Here is a 17,256-nt window from a genome sequence, read left to right as displayed (position 1 = left end):
AGTTCAGGCGCTTCAAAATTTATAACGTGAGTAATATTCGAAATATCCAGACCACGAGCCATAATATCGGTAGTAATCAAACCACGCAATTCACCTTCTTGGAAAGTTGCCATCGTGGTGAGACGATAATTTTGAGATTTATTAGAGTGAATTACCCCAAACTGCTCTGGAAAATCAGCTTCAATTCTTTCGTGAAGCATATCGGCAATTTTCTTATTGTTTACAAAAACTAAGATACGTGACATTTCCTCATTGGTATGAAGTAAGTGTTTTAGTAAATTAACTTTGGTATTAAAATTAGGAACATTATACGATAATTGTTCAATTTTTTCTAAAGGAGTTCCTGACATTGCTAGGGAAACTTCTTCTGGAAAATCGAAATAATCGTTCAGAATAGCATCTACTTCATCTGTCATTGTAGCTGAAAATAGTATGTTTTGACGTTTGGTTCTCAACATGGCAAGTATCGATGTGATTTGAACTCTAAAACCAAGGTTTAGCATTTCGTCAAATTCATCAATGACTAATTTTTGAGTATCGTCGAAGCGAATTACTGCGTCAAGTGCTAAATCCATTACACGTCCGGGTGTTCCTACTAAAATATCGACACCTTCGTAAACTTGTTTTTTTTGTGTGTTTATATTAACTCCACCATATATCCCTAATGTTGAAACCGACATGTATTTGGTCAATTTTTCAACTTCTTCCACAACCTGAACAACCAGTTCACGTGTTGGAACAAGAATTACAATTTTAGGCGTATTGGTATTTGTAAATGTATATTGTTTTAATAAAGGCAAAAGATAAGCAAAAGTTTTACCTGTTCCTGTTTGTGCAATTCCCATCATATCGCGACCAGACATGATTACAGAAAAAGATTTTTCCTGAATAGGTGTTGGTGTTGTTAACTGTAATTCGTCTAATGCTTTTTGTACCGATTTTGGAAGATTAAACTGATCGAATGATGCCATTTTGTATTATTTTCTGCAAAGGTATTCTTTAAAGTTAATAATTCATCAATAAATGTGGTACTTCGTCGTGAAAAAGGTATTTTAAATTAAAAATGTAGTATATTAGTCATATTTATTATAATTAGAAAGCACATTTTGGTTATGGGTAATAATTTTTCTGTAAAACAATTTGAAACTCTTTTAGAACTTTATAAATCTTCTTTTTCAAATTTTGATTCTTTAGAAAATTTGCACAAAGCAATAACAAAATCTGTTGCTTCGGGTTTGGGAATTTCTCGGGCAAGTATTTGGGAGTTTGAAGGTGATAAATTGGTTTGCAAAATCTTATTCAATTATGAAAAAGAATCATTCGAGATACAATCGGAATTATTGCAAATAGATATGCCCAACTATTTTGATGCACTTCATAAAGGAATTGGAATAGTTGCTGATGATGCGCAAGAAAATAAATTCACCAATGATTTAAAAGATGTTTATCTAATTCCGTTACAAATAAAAAGTATGCTCGATTTACCTATTCGAGAAAGCGGAAAACTAATAGGGATTTTATGTTGTGAGAATATAACTGCTAAAAGGTGGTCAGAAAATGATATTTCATTCGCAAGATCAGTAACAGATATTTTAAGCATACTTCTTGAAGAAAACAAAAAAAGAATTGCTGAGAAAAGTTTATTAGAAAATGAAGATAGATTCAAATTTATATCAGAAAACATCTCAGATGGAATATATATTATAGAAAATGAGGTTTTAGTTTTCGCTTCTTCAACCTATCTTGAAATGTTAGGTTTGTCTGAAGAAGAAAAGAGGAATAGTCATAGTATTGATATGTTTGAACTCACACATCCAGATGATAAGAAAAGAGTTATAGATAATATTTATGGTGCTGCAAGTAAAAAATTACCTTCAACAAAATATGTATTTAGATGCCGAAAAAAAATGGCCAATACATGTGGCGTGAGGATATTATGAATATTCACTATGATGTTTTTGGGCATGCATTTCGAGCAGTAACCATTGCCAGAGACATTACTCAAGAAAAAGAAAAGGAACTAGAAATAATTAGTAAGCAAAAAACAATCGATTTGCAAAATAAATTATTAATAAAACTATATGCAAATACAGTCGATTTAAGCATTAAGGAAAAAATAAATCACATAACAATAATTGCCAGCGAAGGACTTACAATAGATAGAGCAAGTTATTGGGAAATAAATAACAATCAATTAGTATGTAAAAATCTATTTGATAGAATAGAAAATTCGCATACAAAGAATCAAAAATTAGACACTAGAGAATTACCCAAATATATAGAAGCAATAAAGAACCAAACTGCAATTATTGCTGATGATGCTATATCGTACGTTAGTACTTCGGAGCTTATAGATAATTATTTAATTCCCTTAAGAATAACAGATATGTTAGACATACCTGTAAGAAAAAGCGGAAAATTTCATGGTGTTTTATGTTGTGAGCATCGTGACGAACTAAGAGTTTGGAGCGATAATGATGTTTCATTTGCAAGATCATTAGCCGATTTTTTGAGTTTGTCACTTGAAGAAGAAAATCGGAAAAAAGCAGAAAATAAATTATATAAAAACCAAGAAAAACTAAGAGAAAGTGAATACCAACTTAGGCTAATAACAGAAAATTCCTCGGATGGTTTTGTTATTATTGAAAATGAAAAAATCACTTATGTATCTCCTTCGTATGCAAGATTTATAGGATATACAGCTGAAAATTTAATTGGTATTTCTTCAGATCAAATTTTTGAGAGTATGCACCCAGGTGATCGAGAAAAAGCAGAAAAGGATATAGCGGAAAATCTTAAGAATAAAGTAACATCTTTTAAATATGAATTTAGATTCAAAAGAAAATCAGGGGATTATTATTGGCGTGAGGATTATGCAAACATCATATATGACGAGAAAGATACAAATAGTAGATACTCTAAATATATTATAATTTCAAGAGATATTCACGAACGTAAGCAAATAGAAAACAAACTTATAGAAAGCGAGCAACAACTAAGACTAATTACAGAAAATACTTCCGATGGAGTTATAGTAATCGAGAACGGAAAACCAACTTACATTTCTCCTTCTTACGCCAGATTATTACAATACTCCAAAGACCAATACGAGAAATTTACAATCGATGATATTTTCAATAATTTCCATCCAGATGATTTAAATGATGTAAGATCCTATATTTATGATAGTTTGTCTAAAAAAATACTGGAAATTAAATATGAATTTAGGTTTAAAGACTTAAATGGACAGTATCATTGGCGTGAAGATTCTGCAAATGTTATATATGACGAAAACGGAAAATATTCTAAATATATTGTCATAACCAGAGATATTTCTGCAAGAAAAGAGGCCGAAAAAGAAAAAAACAGATTATATAAAATTACAGTAAAGCAGAACGAAAAACTAATAAAGTTTACTCATATTGTTTCTCACGATATACGTTCTCACACCAGTAATTTAAGCATGATTCTCGATTTATTTGAAGAAACAAATGATCCAGAGGAGCAGAAAGAATATTTCGATATGCTTAAACAAAGTACAAACAAACTTTCGGATACGATTTTTTATCTAAACGAAACTGTAGCAGTGCAAAGTGGGGAAAAAAGCGAAAAAATTAAATTGATTTTAAAATCCGAAATTGATAAAACAATTCTAGGTATAAGTGCTGTTATCCTTACAAATGAAGCCATAATAAATATAGAAATTGATGATACAATCGAAATAATTGCCACACAGTCTTATCTTGAGAGTATAATTTTTAATATACTGACCAACGCTATCAAATACAAATCACCTTCTCGAAACCCAGTTATAAATATAAAAGCAAAAAAAATGGAAGGTCAAACAAAACTAACAATCCAAGACAATGGAATTGGAATAGATTTAGTAAAAAATAAAGATAAAATATTCGGAATGTATAAGACTTTTCACGGAAATCCGGATGCCATAGGACTAGGATTGTTTATGGCGAAAAATCATATAGAATCTATGGGTGGAAGGATAGAAGTAGAAAGTGAAATAGATAAAGGAACTACTTTTACTATGTATTTTGTATGAGAAAGGTAAATCTAACATATATTATTGATGACGATAATATTTTTGTTTTTGTATTAAAAAAAATATTAGACAGAAATGAAAATTTCGATCAAGTTTTTGATTTCAAAAACGGAGAAGAAGTTCTAGATCTTCTCTCGGATAAAAACAATACGTTTCCAAATATTATTTTGTTAGATATAAACATGCCAGTTATAGATGGTTGGCAATTTCTTGAAGAAATAGAAAAATTACCCAATAAAGAGAAGCTAAACGTTTTCATCATGTCTTCTTCAATTGATACAAATGATATAGAGAAATCTAAATCATTTTCGACAGTCAAAGATTTTATCTCAAAACCTATTAATAATGATAAGCTAAATAAACTTATCGAGAGCATTTCGTAAAGTCATAAAGTTGTAAAGTCAAAAGTCTTGTGAGTTTCAAGATACTGCAAAAAAAATGTTCAGCTTTTGCTGAACATTTTTCATATCTAAAAATCTAAGTTAGTCAAATAATCTAAATAGTCTAAAATTCTAACAAATCTAATTGTTCAACATTACAGGCATTACTAGCATTGTAACTGTTTCGCCTTCGTCAAGACCATCAACAGGAGTAAGGATTCCCGCTCTGTTTGGCATAGACATTTCTAACATAATCATGTCAGATTGTAGGTTACCTAACATTTCTAATAAAAAACGCGAGTTGAAACCTATTTGCATATCATCACCTTGATAATCACAAGTCAAACGCTCTTCAGCTTTGTTTGAGTAATCTATATCTTCTGCAGAAATATTTAATTCTGTTCCTGCAATTTTAAGTCTAATTTGGTGTGTTGTTTTGTTAGAGAAAATCGCCACACGACGTACAGAACTTAAAAATTGAGTTCTGTCGATCATTAATTTATTTGGATTTTCTTTTGGAATAACTGCTTCATAATTAGGATATTTTCCATCAATTAATCTACAGGTCAAAATATAATTATCGAAAGAGAAAGTTGCATTCGAATCGTTATATTCGATAGTAACTTCTTCGTTTGAAGTAGCTAGGATTCCTTTCAAAATATTTAAAGGTTTTCTTGGCATAATAAAATCAGCAACTTGCGACGCTTTTACATCGGTACGAGCATATTTTACTAATTTATGTGCATCAGTGGCAACAAAAATTAATCCTTCTGGAGAAAACTGAAAAAATACACCAGACATTACCGGGCGTAAATCATCGTTTCCAGCAGCAAAAATTGTTTTGCTCACGGCTGTCGATAATACTTCGGCAGGAACAATTGTTTTAGATGGTTCTTCTAAGTTTACCGATTTTGGGAACTCATCTCCTGGAGCATAAGCCAAAGCATATTTACCTGATTGTGAGCTAATTTCGATAGTATTATTTTCTTCAACCGTAAATGTAAGTGGTTGCTCTGGGAATGTTTTTAGTATTTCCAATAATAATTTTGCAGGAACAGCAACGCTTCCTTCGCTTGTAGAATCAATCGTAAGTGAGGCTGACATGGTAGTTTCTAAATCAGATGCAGAAACTAACAATTCGTTTTTCTTTAATTCAAATAAGAAATTATCTAAAATAGGCAACGTGTTACTACTGTTAATAACGCTTCCTAAAACTTGTAATTGTTTTAATAAATAGGAACTTGATACTATAAACTTCATCATCTTTTTTTTAAATTCTTCTGTTCTGAATTCCAGAACATTATTAATGCTTACAAATATATCGTAAACTAATCAGTATTGAAAACATTTTTATCAACAACTAACGACCAAATTGTCTTTTTCTTAAATAAGTAATCACAATTCCAAAAAACAGTAATAATACCAATGGTAATCCGACGGTTAGCAATTGAGTATACATGTATTTTTCGGCCACTTTTTCTTTGTCTAATAATGGCAAATCTACTTCCTTACTACGAATGTTAATAAGTCCGTTGTCATCGAGTAAATAATTCACGCAATTCATTAAAAATTCCTTGTTGGCATACATTTTATTCGTCCATTTGTCAAAACCTAATTCTAAAGGTTGCCCTTTTTCATCTAGTTGATTTTTGATAATATCTCCATCGGAAACTACGATCATTTTAGTGGATTTTCCTTTGGCTCTAAAACTTGCATCATCAAAAGGTAAAACTCTATTTTCGAATGCCGAAGAAAAATTACCTTCTAACAAAACACTAACAGGAATACTTCCTGGCTGAAAGTCTTGCGGATTTGGTTTTTCATTTACCATTTTCAAATCAATTTCAACAGGAGTTCCTATTTTTTTCGAATAAATAGAAGATTGTAATAAGATTGTTTTTTTGATTCCATTTTTCAACGTATCAATGGCATTGGTAAAATCTAATTTTACACCATCAATATTATTTACAATTGGATGCTTACTTTCAGGGAAAATATAAGGTGCAAAATACCAAGGATATTTCTCATATTGTGTTTGGTTTCCTTTGTTTCCAGAAGCTAACGAAATGGGAGCACATTGAATGTCTTTTACTAATATTGGATTTATTCTGAATCCGTATTTAAAAAACATATCGTTTAAACCCAAATCGAAAGGAAAAGCAAAGCTCGATCCTGTTTTGTTTAGGCTTTCCATATCGATATTTACGGTTTCAACCAACCATAATGTTTTACCACCATTGATAATAAACTGGTCTAAAACTTGTTTTTCTTGATCGGAAAATGCAGCTTTTGGTTTGGCAATAATAGCTAAATCGAAGGTTTTTAATGCCTTTGCAAAAAGCACTGGATTTTGCGAAACAGAATCTAAAGGAAAAGGTGCAATAAAATAATTTTCACGAACCGATTGTAAGAAGTCGGCTTTAAAAATATCAGGTAATTCGTTTTTACCTTTTATGACAGCAATTTTCTTTTGTTTTTGAGTTGTTATTTTATGAAAACCATCGGCAAAAGCATATTCTAGATGTTGTACAGAACTGATTACTTTTTGCTCAGTAGTTGCTCCTAATTTGTTCTTTAATAAAGAAATTTTGGTGCTTTTGTCTTTATAAGTAGCAATTGCCCATGGAAAAACGACTTCTTGCGATTGTTTTCCTTTGTCATCGACAGTGATTTTTATAGGTGTTAATCCTCGTTGCACAAAGGAATCCATAATGGCATCGGCTTCTTCAGGATTTTCTAAAGGATTTACAAATTGGTAAATTATATTTGGATTATAAGCCTTAAACTCCTCTAGAATTTGCTTGGTTTCGTTTTGTAAACGTTTGAATTCAGGCGGAAAATTACCTTCTAAAAAAACATCAATATATAACGGTTCTTTGGTGTTTTTTATAATGTTTAATGACGTTTCAGACAAGGTGTAACGTTTGTCATGTGTTAAATCGAAACGATGAAAAAAGAAATTTCCAGCGATATTTACCGTAATTAGTCCAACAATGGTGAGAACTAGATTTTTAATATTTTTTGATGAAAATCCCATTATAATTTATACGCTTTTAATTTGAAAACAGTCATTGATAAAAACAGCGTTGTAATACTCACAAAATAAAGAATATCTCTTGTGTCTATGACGCCACGACTCATGCTTTTGTAATGATAATCCATTCCGAATGAAGCGATTGTATCGCCAAAACTTCCAAACTGTTTGTAGTTTGCAATGCCTTGAAAACCAAAATAAAGCACAAAACACAAAAATACCGAAACAATAAAAGCTACAATCTGATTGTCTGATAAAGTGGAAGTATAAATTCCTATTGATGTATAAGTTGCCATAAGAAATAATAGACCAAAATAGGAGCCTAATGTACTTCCAAAATCGATATTTCCTTCAGGTAATCCCAAATCATAAATTACTTTGACATAAACTAATGTTGGAATTATTGCAATTATAAGTAATAAAAAAGCACCTAAAAATTTTCCGTTTACAATTTCCCAAAGCGATAATGGTTTGGTAAGTAAAAGTTCCATCGTTCCTTGTTTTTTCTCGTCCGAAAAACTACGCATGGTAACAGCAGGAATTAGGAATAAAAGTATCCAAGGTGCAATGGTAAAAAATGGAGTCATGTCTGCAAATCCTGAGTTTAAGATATTGTAATCTCCATCAAAAACCCACAAAAATAATCCGGTGAGTAATAAAAAAATTGCAATAACTAAGTAACCTATGGGAGAACCAAAAAAGGAACGGAATTCTTTAAATAATATGGCTTTCATTTATATTGTTTAATCGGTTATTTGTTTAATCGTTTAATCTGCGTTCGTAATTATTCTAAACTCACCAATTTATCTACACTCCAAGCTTCTGGTTTGTCGTTAAATAATTTTTTGGTAAATGTCCAAACATCATAAAATAATTCTGAGTTTCGGTAATTTTCTAAATCCTGCTCGGTTTCCCAATAACTATAGGTAAAAAAAATACATTTGTTGTTTTTGTCTTGGTATAATTCTAAGAAACGATTTCCTTCAGCATTTCGTATTTTTTCTTTCATTAATTCGAAATTTTCTAGAAAAGCTGGAATGTTTTCTTCGTGAAAGCTTAATTTTACTATTCTTACAAACATATTTTTATTTTTTATAATTGAAGGCTGATAACACTGATTTTCAAATGCTGAATTAAACGTTTTTTTTAGTTATTTGTATAAATTCGGTTTTGTAATTCCTTTTTTTGCAAAAAAATCTTTATTCATTTCAAAATGCATCTCGGTCAATTGATTTAAATAATCTTTAAGTGGTTTTAACCCGTATTCCTTTCTTCGTTCATCAATGTTTAGACTGTCAATTAATCCATTCTTTGGTTTTGCTTGCCCATTTAACCTATAATCAACTTGAGTTCCGAAAGTTTGTTTTTCACCACTATTTGTATTTACTCTATCCACTAAATATGCATAATTATCTGGATTTGCATTTCCTTTTTTTACTTCCTTTTTCATAGATTTTAAAACTTTTTTTTGAAATTCCGGAAACTTGTCGCAATGTTGTGTCAAAAGCCAAAAATTAAAACTTCCTTTTTCGCCAATTTCTTTTAGTCCTAAAAAACCATATTTGTTAAATAAATTTTCAATTCGATTTTTGTTTTTAGTAAAAACGCTGTCTTTAAATTTATTCCAGTTTTCTATCGGATAATTTATGAATTCACCATTCGGTTTTCCAGAGGCTACAATTTGGTCAATTTTGTGCATTGCATCAAATTCTATTTTCAAATTTTCAGATTCTGCTTTACTCAATTTTGTTGCTGAACAACTTAAAATAAGAAAAGTAAACAATACAACTAATTTTTCCATTTTTTTTTAAACTCTAAAATCAACATTCACCACATCTCTATACTTCAATCCCAACAAAGATTTAGCTGAACCAACAGTTTTTGGGTTACTTTTATAAATGGCAATTTCAAGAAAACCAGCTTCGTTAAAAAGGGCTAACTTTTCTCCTTCATAATCTCTCAGCGTATATTTTTCTGAAACTTTAAAATCGGAATAATTGGTATGTATTTTCTTGATGGTTTTGGTGCCAAATTTAATCTCAAAATTGCGATTATTTCCAATTTCGGCAAACATTTTTTTCGAGATATTGGTTACACAATTCCCGAAATGATCTACATAAACTACATAACCTTTTATACTACTTGAATCTGAAGCCACAACAGCTTGCAATTCGTTTACAATTTTTATAGCTGAGATTTCTTTGCCAATAACATTTAGCGAACCACCTTTTGCAAGATGACAAGCTACTTTTACAAAGACATCTAAATCAGTCGAACCATCAGGCAAACGATTATGAATGTTTATTTCGACCATTTTTTGCGGCACAATTTTCTGAGTAAGAATACTCAAGATTCCGTTATCAGCACAAACAAAAAAATGATCGTTCCATTGTATGGCAATATGTTTGTTTTCGGTAGTTCGTTCATTATCAATACCAATAAAATGAACGGTTCCTTTAGGGAAACTATTGTAAGAAGCATTTATAATATAACTCGCTTCCGAAATATTAAACAAATCTACATAATGAGAAATATCAATGATTTGAACTTCAGGGTATTCCGAAATTAACTTGCCTTTTAGAGAACCAACAAAGTGGTCTTTCAAGCCAAAATCAGTAGTAAGCGTAATTATTGACATCTTTTTGTTTATAACTATTCTGTAATCGTCCCTCTAAATTTACTAAATTTGAGATATGCAAAGCTAACTTATTTTTTTAATTTAATCTTCCTGCTTTTGAACGAACGAATCATTGAATTACACGACATTGCTCCAAAAGAATTTTGGGGCACACAAGATGCTCATTTAGAAACAATTAAAAAGTATTATCCGAAGCTAAAAATAGTAGCGCGAGGAACAACACTAAAGGCCTTTGGCGAAAAAGATGAGCTAGACGAATTCGAAAAACGCTTCAACAGACTCATGGTTCACTTTACACGATACAATACTATTGATAATAATGTTATTGATAGAGTGATTTTGAGCGATTCTCGAGAAGAACAAAAAATGGCAGACAGCGACAAAATATTAGTTCACGGGATAGGAGGAAAGCTTATCAAGGCGATGACTCCAAACCAACAATTATTGGTCGATTGTATCAACAAAAACGACATGGTTTTTGCTGTAGGTCCCGCAGGAACAGGAAAAACCTATACGGGAGTTGCCATGGCCGTAAAAGCATTGAAAGAAAAGCAAGTAAAAAGGATTATCCTGACTCGCCCAGCGGTCGAAGCCGGTGAAAATCTTGGTTTTCTTCCAGGAGATTTAAAGGAAAAACTAGATCCGTATATGCAACCATTATATGATGCTTTGCGCGATATGTTGCCACCACAAACCCTCGAAGATTATATACTAAAAGGAATTATACAAATTGCTCCGCTAGCATTTATGCGCGGACGTACGTTAGATAATGCCTTTGTAATTCTAGATGAAGCTCAAAATACGACACATTCTCAAATGAAAATGTTCCTGACTCGTATGGGGAAAAATGCCAAGTTTATGATAACAGGCGATCCAGGTCAGGTCGATTTGCCACGAAGAACCATTTCTGGACTTAAAGAAGCGATTCTGGTGCTCAAAGATGTCGACGGAATTAGTATTATTTATCTCGATGACAAAGATATAGTTCGACATAGATTAGTCAAAAAAGTAATTGATGCTTACAAACAGATCGAAAATAACGATTAAAAAAGTAGTAAAGAGATAAAGGCTCTGAGGTTCTAAGGTTTTTTTTGAAGCGAAAGGCTCGGGAATTTTTGCAAACGCAATTCCCGCTTTTCGCTTCAATCTTTTTTATTTTGTCATACTGAGTGTAGTTTAAGTACAAAATAAAAAAGGATTTCCGCTGTAATCGGGGCTAATCAGAATTCAAATCGAATTCTGGTAAACTTCCTTTATTTTCATCAAGACTAAATATTAAATTTTATTTTATGTAGTTTTGTCCGACTTATTAAAAACATTCAATATTGAAAAATGTACTTATTACAGGAGCAGGAAGCGGATTAGGCAAAGAACTAGCATTGCATTTTTCTCAAAACGGTTGGAATGTTATTGCAACAATGATTCACCTTGACCACGGCAAAGATATAATGGGTTTGCCAAATATTAAGTGTCATATTCTTGATGTTACATCGACCGAAATCATCGAAAATACTAAAACAGAATTATTGCGAAAATATAAAACCATCGATGTTGTTATTAATAACGCAGGTGTTGGCTACAGAAGTTTTGTCGAATTATCTGAAGATGATAAAATAAAAAGTATTGTAGATATTAACTGGTTGGGAGTTGTAAAAGTATGTAGAGCATTTATTCCTGTATTTAGAGAACAAAATGGCGGACTTTTTATAAATATTTCTTCAGTTGCGGGATTAGTCAATTTGCCATTAGGAAGTTTTTATCATTCGACAAAAAAAGCTGTCGAAAGTTTTTCAGAATGTATGGCTTATGAATTGATTGATTTTAACATCAAAGTTTGTACAGTACAGTTTGGAAATGCAAAAACTGATTTTCAAAAAAATGTCACAAAATCTGAAAGATCAACGATTGAATCCTATAATGAGTTGATGGATAAAATTACGGATCTTTTACATAAAAAAACAGCTAAAAATAAAGATTTATTACCTACAATTACTCAGAAAATATTGAGCATTGCCGAAAACCCACCAAGAAGATTCAAAAGATTTACAATAGGTTTTGATGCCAATGCAATGAATTTTCTCCGTAGAATATTAGGTTACAGACTATTTAATAGTATAATAAGGCATTCTGTTTTGAAATAGATTACTTCAAAAAAACATTAAAATTGTAGTTGTAATTTCATATTTTTGCCAAAAATACACACACAACTACACAATGAACACAATTACAACTACAAATTTCAATTTCCCGAATCAAAAATCAGTTTACCGTGGCAAAGTCAGAGAAGTTTATAACATAAACGATGAATTTCTTGTTATGGTTGCCACGGATAGATTATCTGCTTTCGATGTTGTTTTGCCAGAAGGAATTCCGTACAAAGGACAAATTCTGAACCAAATTGCCACAAAGTTTATGGAACTAACACAAGATATCGTTCCAAATTGGCTAATTGCAACACCAGATCCAAACGTGGCTGTCGGACATTTGTGCGAACCATTTAAAGTAGAAATGGTTATTCGTGGTTATCTTTCAGGTCACGCCGCTAGAGAATATGCATTAGGAAAAAGAACAATTTGTGGCGTAACAATGCCAGAAGGATTGAAAGAAAATGATAAATTTCCTACACCTATAATTACACCAACTACAAAAGCTGATAATGGTTCGCATGACGAAGATATTTCTCGTGAATTAATATTAGCTAATGAAATAGTTTCGGAAGAAGATTATTTAGTTTTAGAAAAATACACAAGAGATTTGTACCAACGAGGAACTGAAATCGCAGCTTCACGCGGATTAATTTTAGTTGATACTAAATACGAATTTGGTAAAACCAAAGAAGGAAAAATTGTTTTGATAGACGAAATTCACACGCCAGATTCTTCTCGTTATTTTTATGCTGATGGTTATCAGGAAAGACAAGACAATAATGAAGAGCAAAAACAATTGTCGAAAGAATTCGTACGTCGTTGGTTAATCGAAAACGGATTTCAAGGTCAAGAAGGACAACAAATTCCTGAAATGAATCAAGAATATATTACTTCGGTTTCAGAACGTTATATCGAATTATATGAGAATATTTTAGGAGACAAATTTGTAAAAGCTGACATCTCTAATATTGATGAACGAATTGAAAAAAATGTTTTAGCATTTTTAAAAAAATAAAACCTCTATAAAAAATAAAACGTCTCAATTTTGAGACGTTTTATTTTTTAGATTATTTGTCTTCAAGAATTACTTTCAAATCATCTAATCCTTTTTGCAAATCTTTGCCCAACATATTCTCCATATTCATAATAGGAAGCATCAAGTTCATAGGATATTTCATAGCACCGTTAAATCCCCATTTTACTTTAGTAGCACCATTGTTTGCTGGCTCTGTAATAAGATAGGCTTGATCAGTTGCTTCAAAAGGTCTTTTGAAACGTAGTTCAAAATCTATGCGTTTGTTTGGAGTTATTTTTAAAATTTCTTGTTCACCAGCGCCAACTTCGTCATTTTTGCTGTCCCAAGAATAAATAAATCCAACTTCACCATCGGTGTTTTTGAAAGTTCTTATAGAATTGGGATCTTTTTTGTTCCAAACACTAAAATTATCTTGATTTCTCATGAGTTTTACATAATTAAAAACACTGTCTATTGGTTTGTTAATAGTAATTTCTCTTTCAACAGCATAGTCTTTCTTTACAAACAATGCAGCAATAAGTAATATTGCAATGATGACTATTAATCCGAAAAAGATTTTTTTGATGATTTTCATAATTTTATAATTTTAAGGTTAACTTTTATTTTTTGAATACCGATTCGTAAGCGTTTATCCATTCCTCAACTGTCATTTTTTGCATAAGTTCACCAATTAATTCAAAAGGAATATCTTCAGGTTTTTTAAAGCGCATACAACTTTTTCCCATATCTAATTTTTTTTTAGAGTGCTTTGCAAATTCAGAAGTAAACCATTCTAATAGTTTAGGATTTGAGCAAATTCCCATGTGGTATAATGCAATGAAGTTTTTTTGCGATGCAATTGCTGTAAATGATAAAGGTAATTTTGGATCGCAATGATATCCTTTGGGATAAATAGAATGTGGAACAACATAGCCAACCATTCCGTAAATCATACATTCTTCGAAACCTTTTGGGATATTTTCTAAAATAGTTTGGCGAAGTTTGCTAAAAGCTTGTTGTCTTTCTTCAGGAATTTCTATTATATATTCGGATACATTTGTTGCTTTCGATTGCATTTTGAGACTTATTTTATGTAAAGTTAACATTTTAAGCAATGTAAAATTAATAAAAAAAACATCTTTCTTCCTTTTTTCTAATCAAAACGTTAAAATTATCTTAAATTTTAATACTATGTAATACAAGATACCTTCTTTTGAATATATATTTGCATAGAATATTAGTAGGTATAAAAACAAAAAAAAATATTTTTAAAATTTAAAATTAATCATCATGAAAAAATCAATCATTTATTTAGGAATCCTTGTAATCTCTTTTTCAAGTTTTACAGTAAGATCAAATCAGTTTAACGACAAGTTTATCAATAACTATATAGCGTTAAATAGTGAAATAGTCAATCAAGAAAATTCAATTACTTCTGTTGATAATACCAATAAAGTAAAGTCAGAAAAAGTTTATTACAAAGTAGAAGATTCGACACTTTTAGAAATTAATACCATTTTTGGATCTCATTACGAAAAATCGATTGACGATATAATCATTGAAAACAATAGTATTGTCGGAGCTCAAATCGAAAAACCTGAATACCTTGCTTATTTTTCGATAATAAATAATGCAGTTATAGATATTTCTATAGATAATGTACAATTTGTTCCACTGAACAAATCAATAGATGCTATAATTGCTGAAGATAAAGAGATAGTTGAGAGTGATTTATCAAAATAAGGTTAGCCATAAATTTGAAAAAGTTAGATTCATTAGTTCTATTAAACTTTTTAGAATAGCATCTTACCGCATAAGTGTATTTCTAAAAAAAAAAACGAAATTCTGAATTGAATTTCGGTTTTTAGCCCAGATAGAAGTGGAAATCCTTTTGCTTGTCATACTGAGCTTGTCGAAGTATACAAGTAAAAGATTGAAACGAATAGCTGGAAATAGCTCCTAAAATTATTTAAAATAAGAGAATGTTTCGTTATTTTCCATTTTTAACAATGTTTCGTATATCAGTTTTATGACATTTTCTACATCATCTCGATGCACCATTTCGACCGTTGTGTGCATGTAACGCAACGGAAGCGATATTAAAGCCGAAGCTACACCACCATTACTGTACGCAAAAGCATCAGTATCGGTTCCTGTAACTCGAGAGGAAGCCAAACGCTGAAAAGGAATTTTGTTTTTCTCGGCAGTATCAATAATGAGTTCGCGTAAATTGTTTTGTACTGCTGGTGCATAAGTTACAACAGGACCTTTACCTATTTTGGTTTCGCCTTCTATTTTTTTATCAATCATAGGTGTTGTTGTGTCGTGACAAACATCGGTCACGATTGCAACGTTGGGTTTTATGGTTTGGGTAATCATTTCGGCGCCACGAAGACCAACTTCTTCCTGAACAGCATTTACAATATATAACCCGAAGGGTAATTTTTTCTTGTTTTCGTGAAGCAAACGAGCGACTTCGGCAATCATAAATCCACCCATACGATTATCTATAGCACGACAAACAAATTTATCATTGTTTAAAATCATAAATTCATCAGGATAAGTAATGACACAACCTACATGAACGCCTAGTTTCTCGACTTCTTCCTTAGTCATACAACCACAATCGATAAAAATATTGTCTATTCTAGTCGCTTCCTCCTTGCTACGATTTCTGGTATGAATAGCTGGCCAACCAAAAACCCCTTTTACAATTCCTTTCTTAGTATGAATGTTTACTCTTTTTGATGGTGCAATCTGATGATCCGAACCTCCATTACGAATTACATATATTAAACCATCATCGGTAATATAATTTACGTACCAAGCAATTTCATCGGCATGACCCTCTATTACAACCTTGTATTTGGCTTCAGGATTTATAACCCCCACGGCAGTTCCGTAAGTATCGGTAATAAAAGTATCCACATATGGTTTTAAATAATCCATCCACAACTTTTGCCCTTCACTTTCAAAACCAGTAGGAGAGGCGTTGTTTAAATAATTCTCTAAAAAATCAATTGATGATTTTTTTAATATAGATTTCGTGCTCATAAAAATATTTTCTGCTAATTTATAAATTTGGCATAACAGTTGTACAATAATTATATATTTTTGATAAAAATTTAGTTTCATAATATGAAATACTTTCTCAGTCTTATAGCGGTTTGTTTTGTAACTACCATTTCATTAGGTCAAATCACTAAAAAGGATACGACCGAAATTGAAAAGCCATTAGTAGGCACGGATACTATTGCTAAAATGCCAATCGAATTAGAAGAGGTTTACATCTCTAACAAACGTGATTTCAAATCGGAAGAAGAAAGAAAAAGATTTTATATCCTTCAACGTCGAGTCCTTAAAGTATATCCTTATGCAAAAACTGCTGCCGACAGACTAACAGCCCTTAATATAGGTATGAAAGACCTAAAATCTGAAAGAGATAAAAGAAAATACTTTAAGTTAGTCGAAAATTACCTAACAAACGAATTCGAAGGACAGCTCAAAAAACTCAGTCGCAAAGATGGACAAGTATTAGTGAAGTTAATAGATAGGCAAACAGGATCGTCAACTTTCGAATTAATCAAAGAACTAAAAAGCGGTTGGAAAGCCTTTTGGTCAAATAACACAGCAAGATTATTCGATATAAACCTCAAAACCAAATATGATCCCTATACAGTTGCCGAAGATCTTACTATAGAAGGAATACTATACAAAGCATTCAGCGATGGAAGACTGCCCAGACAAGTTGCCAAAAATGACGTAAGCTATGTGAAATATGTAAAAGCCTGGAAAGAATCCCATAAAACAATCATAACTGAAGAAAAATAAACAATTAGCATCATACATATATATGATGCTTTTTTTATGTCGATAACAAAGCACAGTCAAATTATGGCGTGTCCCTCCGCGAAAAGCTTCGGGTCGGGCTATTCGTTACAAGTCCTCGTCTCGTCCCAAAAGACGAGACTGTGGGCTTTCCACT

The 17,256-nt window shown here is 31.5% G+C and carries 18 protein-coding genes; 8 read left to right on the top strand and 10 right to left on the bottom strand.

Annotated elements, in window-relative coordinates; translation table 11 throughout:
- A partial coding sequence (locus tag ACH2BP_RS02785) for a DEAD/DEAH box helicase (RefSeq protein WP_395056790.1) occupies positions 1-971 on the bottom strand: 971 nt, incomplete at its 3' end.
- A 141-nt stretch (positions 972-1,112) separates the two neighbouring features.
- On the opposite strand from ACH2BP_RS02785, the gene ACH2BP_RS02780 reads away from it, so the two are divergent.
- From ACH2BP_RS02780 to ACH2BP_RS02770, 3 genes are read left to right on the top strand one after another with little or no spacing between them, the layout of a single operon-like run.
- Positions 1,113-1,940: a GAF domain-containing protein gene (locus ACH2BP_RS02780; protein ID WP_395056788.1), complete on the top strand. Its 828-nt coding sequence runs from the start codon at positions 1,113-1,115 to the stop codon at positions 1,938-1,940.
- Positions 1,895-4,057, top strand: coding sequence for a PAS domain S-box protein (locus tag ACH2BP_RS02775; protein WP_395056786.1), 2,163 nt, complete (start codon positions 1,895-1,897; stop codon positions 4,055-4,057). Before ACH2BP_RS02780 ends, ACH2BP_RS02775 begins: the two co-directional genes overlap by 46 nt.
- Complete coding sequence (locus ACH2BP_RS02770) at positions 4,054-4,440, top strand: two-component system response regulator (RefSeq protein ID WP_394759757.1); 387 nt, start codon at positions 4,054-4,056, stop codon at positions 4,438-4,440. The genes ACH2BP_RS02775 and ACH2BP_RS02770 overlap by 4 nt, the downstream gene beginning before the upstream one ends.
- Before the next feature lie 138 nt (positions 4,441-4,578).
- Here the strand turns inward: ACH2BP_RS02770 and dnaN are convergent, their stop codons facing one another.
- The 6 genes from dnaN to ACH2BP_RS02740 form a co-directional block, all read right to left on the bottom strand.
- Entirely contained in the window at positions 4,579-5,697 is a 1,119-nt protein-coding gene (gene dnaN, locus ACH2BP_RS02765; RefSeq protein ID WP_394759759.1) for a DNA polymerase III subunit beta, read from the bottom strand.
- A 100-nt stretch (positions 5,698-5,797) separates the two neighbouring features.
- Positions 5,798-7,474, bottom strand: coding sequence for a gliding motility-associated ABC transporter substrate-binding protein GldG (gene gldG / locus ACH2BP_RS02760; protein ID WP_395056784.1), 1,677 nt, complete (start codon positions 7,472-7,474; stop codon positions 5,798-5,800).
- Positions 7,474-8,205, bottom strand: a complete 732-nt coding sequence (gene gldF / locus ACH2BP_RS02755; RefSeq protein WP_395056782.1) for a gliding motility-associated ABC transporter permease subunit GldF — start codon at positions 8,203-8,205, stop codon at positions 7,474-7,476. Before gldF ends, gldG begins: the two co-directional genes overlap by 1 nt.
- 50 nt (positions 8,206-8,255) lie before the next feature.
- Positions 8,256-8,552 (bottom strand): putative quinol monooxygenase, encoded by a 297-nt coding sequence (locus ACH2BP_RS02750; protein WP_395046785.1) that lies wholly within the window; start codon positions 8,550-8,552, stop codon positions 8,256-8,258.
- Positions 8,553-8,621: 69 nt separating this feature from the next.
- On the bottom strand, positions 8,622-9,272 hold the full coding sequence (locus tag ACH2BP_RS02745; protein WP_395056780.1) for a DUF6624 domain-containing protein: 651 nt from the start codon (positions 9,270-9,272) through the stop codon (positions 8,622-8,624).
- A gap of 6 nt (positions 9,273-9,278) precedes the next feature.
- Positions 9,279-10,109 (bottom strand): S-adenosyl-l-methionine hydroxide adenosyltransferase family protein, encoded by an 831-nt coding sequence (locus ACH2BP_RS02740; RefSeq protein ID WP_395056778.1) that lies wholly within the window; start codon positions 10,107-10,109, stop codon positions 9,279-9,281.
- Positions 10,110-10,205: 96 nt separating this feature from the next.
- Between ACH2BP_RS02740 and ACH2BP_RS02735 the strand changes: the two genes are divergently transcribed.
- The 3 genes from ACH2BP_RS02735 to ACH2BP_RS02725 all read left to right on the top strand — a co-directional run bounded on the left by ACH2BP_RS02735 (position 10,206) and on the right by ACH2BP_RS02725 (position 13,271).
- Entirely contained in the window at positions 10,206-11,156 is a 951-nt protein-coding gene (locus ACH2BP_RS02735; RefSeq protein ID WP_395056776.1) for a PhoH family protein, read from the top strand.
- 278 nt (positions 11,157-11,434) lie between these two features.
- Positions 11,435-12,250: an SDR family NAD(P)-dependent oxidoreductase gene (locus ACH2BP_RS02730; protein ID WP_395056775.1), complete on the top strand. Its 816-nt coding sequence runs from the start codon at positions 11,435-11,437 to the stop codon at positions 12,248-12,250.
- Between the two features lie 73 nt (positions 12,251-12,323).
- Positions 12,324-13,271, top strand: coding sequence for a phosphoribosylaminoimidazolesuccinocarboxamide synthase (locus ACH2BP_RS02725; RefSeq protein ID WP_395056773.1), 948 nt, complete (start codon positions 12,324-12,326; stop codon positions 13,269-13,271).
- Between the two features lie 52 nt (positions 13,272-13,323).
- On the opposite strand, the gene ACH2BP_RS02720 is transcribed toward ACH2BP_RS02725, so the two are convergent.
- Together ACH2BP_RS02720 and ACH2BP_RS02715 are read right to left on the bottom strand one after the other, a co-directional pair.
- On the bottom strand, positions 13,324-13,866 hold the full coding sequence (locus ACH2BP_RS02720; RefSeq protein ID WP_395056771.1) for an SRPBCC family protein: 543 nt from the start codon (positions 13,864-13,866) through the stop codon (positions 13,324-13,326).
- A 25-nt stretch (positions 13,867-13,891) separates the two neighbouring features.
- On the bottom strand, positions 13,892-14,347 hold the full coding sequence (locus ACH2BP_RS02715) for a DUF1801 domain-containing protein (RefSeq protein WP_395056769.1): 456 nt from the start codon (positions 14,345-14,347) through the stop codon (positions 13,892-13,894).
- 214 nt (positions 14,348-14,561) lie between these two features.
- Here ACH2BP_RS02715 and ACH2BP_RS02710 point away from each other — a divergent pair, with 214 nt between their 5' ends.
- Positions 14,562-15,014, top strand: a complete 453-nt coding sequence (locus tag ACH2BP_RS02710) for a hypothetical protein (protein ID WP_395056767.1) — start codon at positions 14,562-14,564, stop codon at positions 15,012-15,014.
- A 222-nt stretch (positions 15,015-15,236) separates the two neighbouring features.
- Here ACH2BP_RS02710 and ACH2BP_RS02705 read toward each other — a convergent pair whose 3' ends face one another.
- Positions 15,237-16,325 carry a M42 family metallopeptidase gene (locus tag ACH2BP_RS02705; protein ID WP_395056765.1) on the bottom strand — a complete coding sequence of 363 codons (1,089 nt, stop codon included), beginning with the start codon at positions 16,323-16,325 and terminating at the stop codon, positions 15,237-15,239.
- A gap of 84 nt (positions 16,326-16,409) precedes the next feature.
- On the opposite strand from ACH2BP_RS02705, the gene ACH2BP_RS02700 reads away from it, so the two are divergent.
- The gene (locus tag ACH2BP_RS02700) at positions 16,410-17,102 is read left to right on the top strand and encodes a DUF4294 domain-containing protein (RefSeq protein WP_395056763.1); all 693 of its coding nucleotides are present in this window, start codon (positions 16,410-16,412) and stop codon (positions 17,100-17,102) included.
- The last annotated feature ends 154 nt before the right edge of the window (positions 17,103-17,256 follow it).

Source organism: Flavobacterium sp. (genome assembly GCF_043756175.1).
GTDB lineage: Bacteria > Bacteroidota > Bacteroidia > Flavobacteriales > Flavobacteriaceae > Flavobacterium.
This window is presented reverse-complemented; position numbering and strand designations above follow the sequence as displayed.

Excerpts from the sequence above, each read along its gene's own strand:
- ACH2BP_RS02725 (WP_395056773.1), top strand. The coding sequence starts at position 12,324 with ATGAACACAATTACAACTACAAATTTCAATTTCCCGAATCAAAAATCA.
- ACH2BP_RS02775 (WP_395056786.1), top strand. The coding sequence starts at position 1,895 with ATGCCGAAAAAAAATGGCCAATACATGTGGCGTGAGGATATTATGAAT.
- ACH2BP_RS02770 (WP_394759757.1), top strand. The coding sequence starts at position 4,054 with ATGAGAAAGGTAAATCTAACATATATTATTGATGACGATAATATTTTT.
- ACH2BP_RS02720 (WP_395056771.1), bottom strand. The coding sequence starts at position 13,866 with ATGAAAATCATCAAAAAAATCTTTTTCGGATTAATAGTCATCATTGCA.
- ACH2BP_RS02705 (WP_395056765.1), bottom strand. The coding sequence starts at position 16,325 with ATGAGCACGAAATCTATATTAAAAAAATCATCAATTGATTTTTTAGAG.
- ACH2BP_RS02780 (WP_395056788.1), top strand. The coding sequence starts at position 1,113 with ATGGGTAATAATTTTTCTGTAAAACAATTTGAAACTCTTTTAGAACTT.
- gldF (WP_395056782.1), bottom strand. The coding sequence starts at position 8,205 with ATGAAAGCCATATTATTTAAAGAATTCCGTTCCTTTTTTGGTTCTCCC.
- ACH2BP_RS02745 (WP_395056780.1), bottom strand. The coding sequence starts at position 9,272 with ATGGAAAAATTAGTTGTATTGTTTACTTTTCTTATTTTAAGTTGTTCA.
- ACH2BP_RS02710 (WP_395056767.1), top strand. The coding sequence starts at position 14,562 with ATGAAAAAATCAATCATTTATTTAGGAATCCTTGTAATCTCTTTTTCA.
- ACH2BP_RS02700 (WP_395056763.1), top strand. The coding sequence starts at position 16,410 with ATGAAATACTTTCTCAGTCTTATAGCGGTTTGTTTTGTAACTACCATT.
- ACH2BP_RS02715 (WP_395056769.1), bottom strand. The coding sequence starts at position 14,347 with ATGCAATCGAAAGCAACAAATGTATCCGAATATATAATAGAAATTCCT.
- ACH2BP_RS02750 (WP_395046785.1), bottom strand. The coding sequence starts at position 8,552 with ATGTTTGTAAGAATAGTAAAATTAAGCTTTCACGAAGAAAACATTCCA.
- dnaN (WP_394759759.1), bottom strand. The coding sequence starts at position 5,697 with ATGAAGTTTATAGTATCAAGTTCCTATTTATTAAAACAATTACAAGTT.
- ACH2BP_RS02740 (WP_395056778.1), bottom strand. The coding sequence starts at position 10,109 with ATGTCAATAATTACGCTTACTACTGATTTTGGCTTGAAAGACCACTTT.
- gldG (WP_395056784.1), bottom strand. The coding sequence starts at position 7,474 with ATGGGATTTTCATCAAAAAATATTAAAAATCTAGTTCTCACCATTGTT.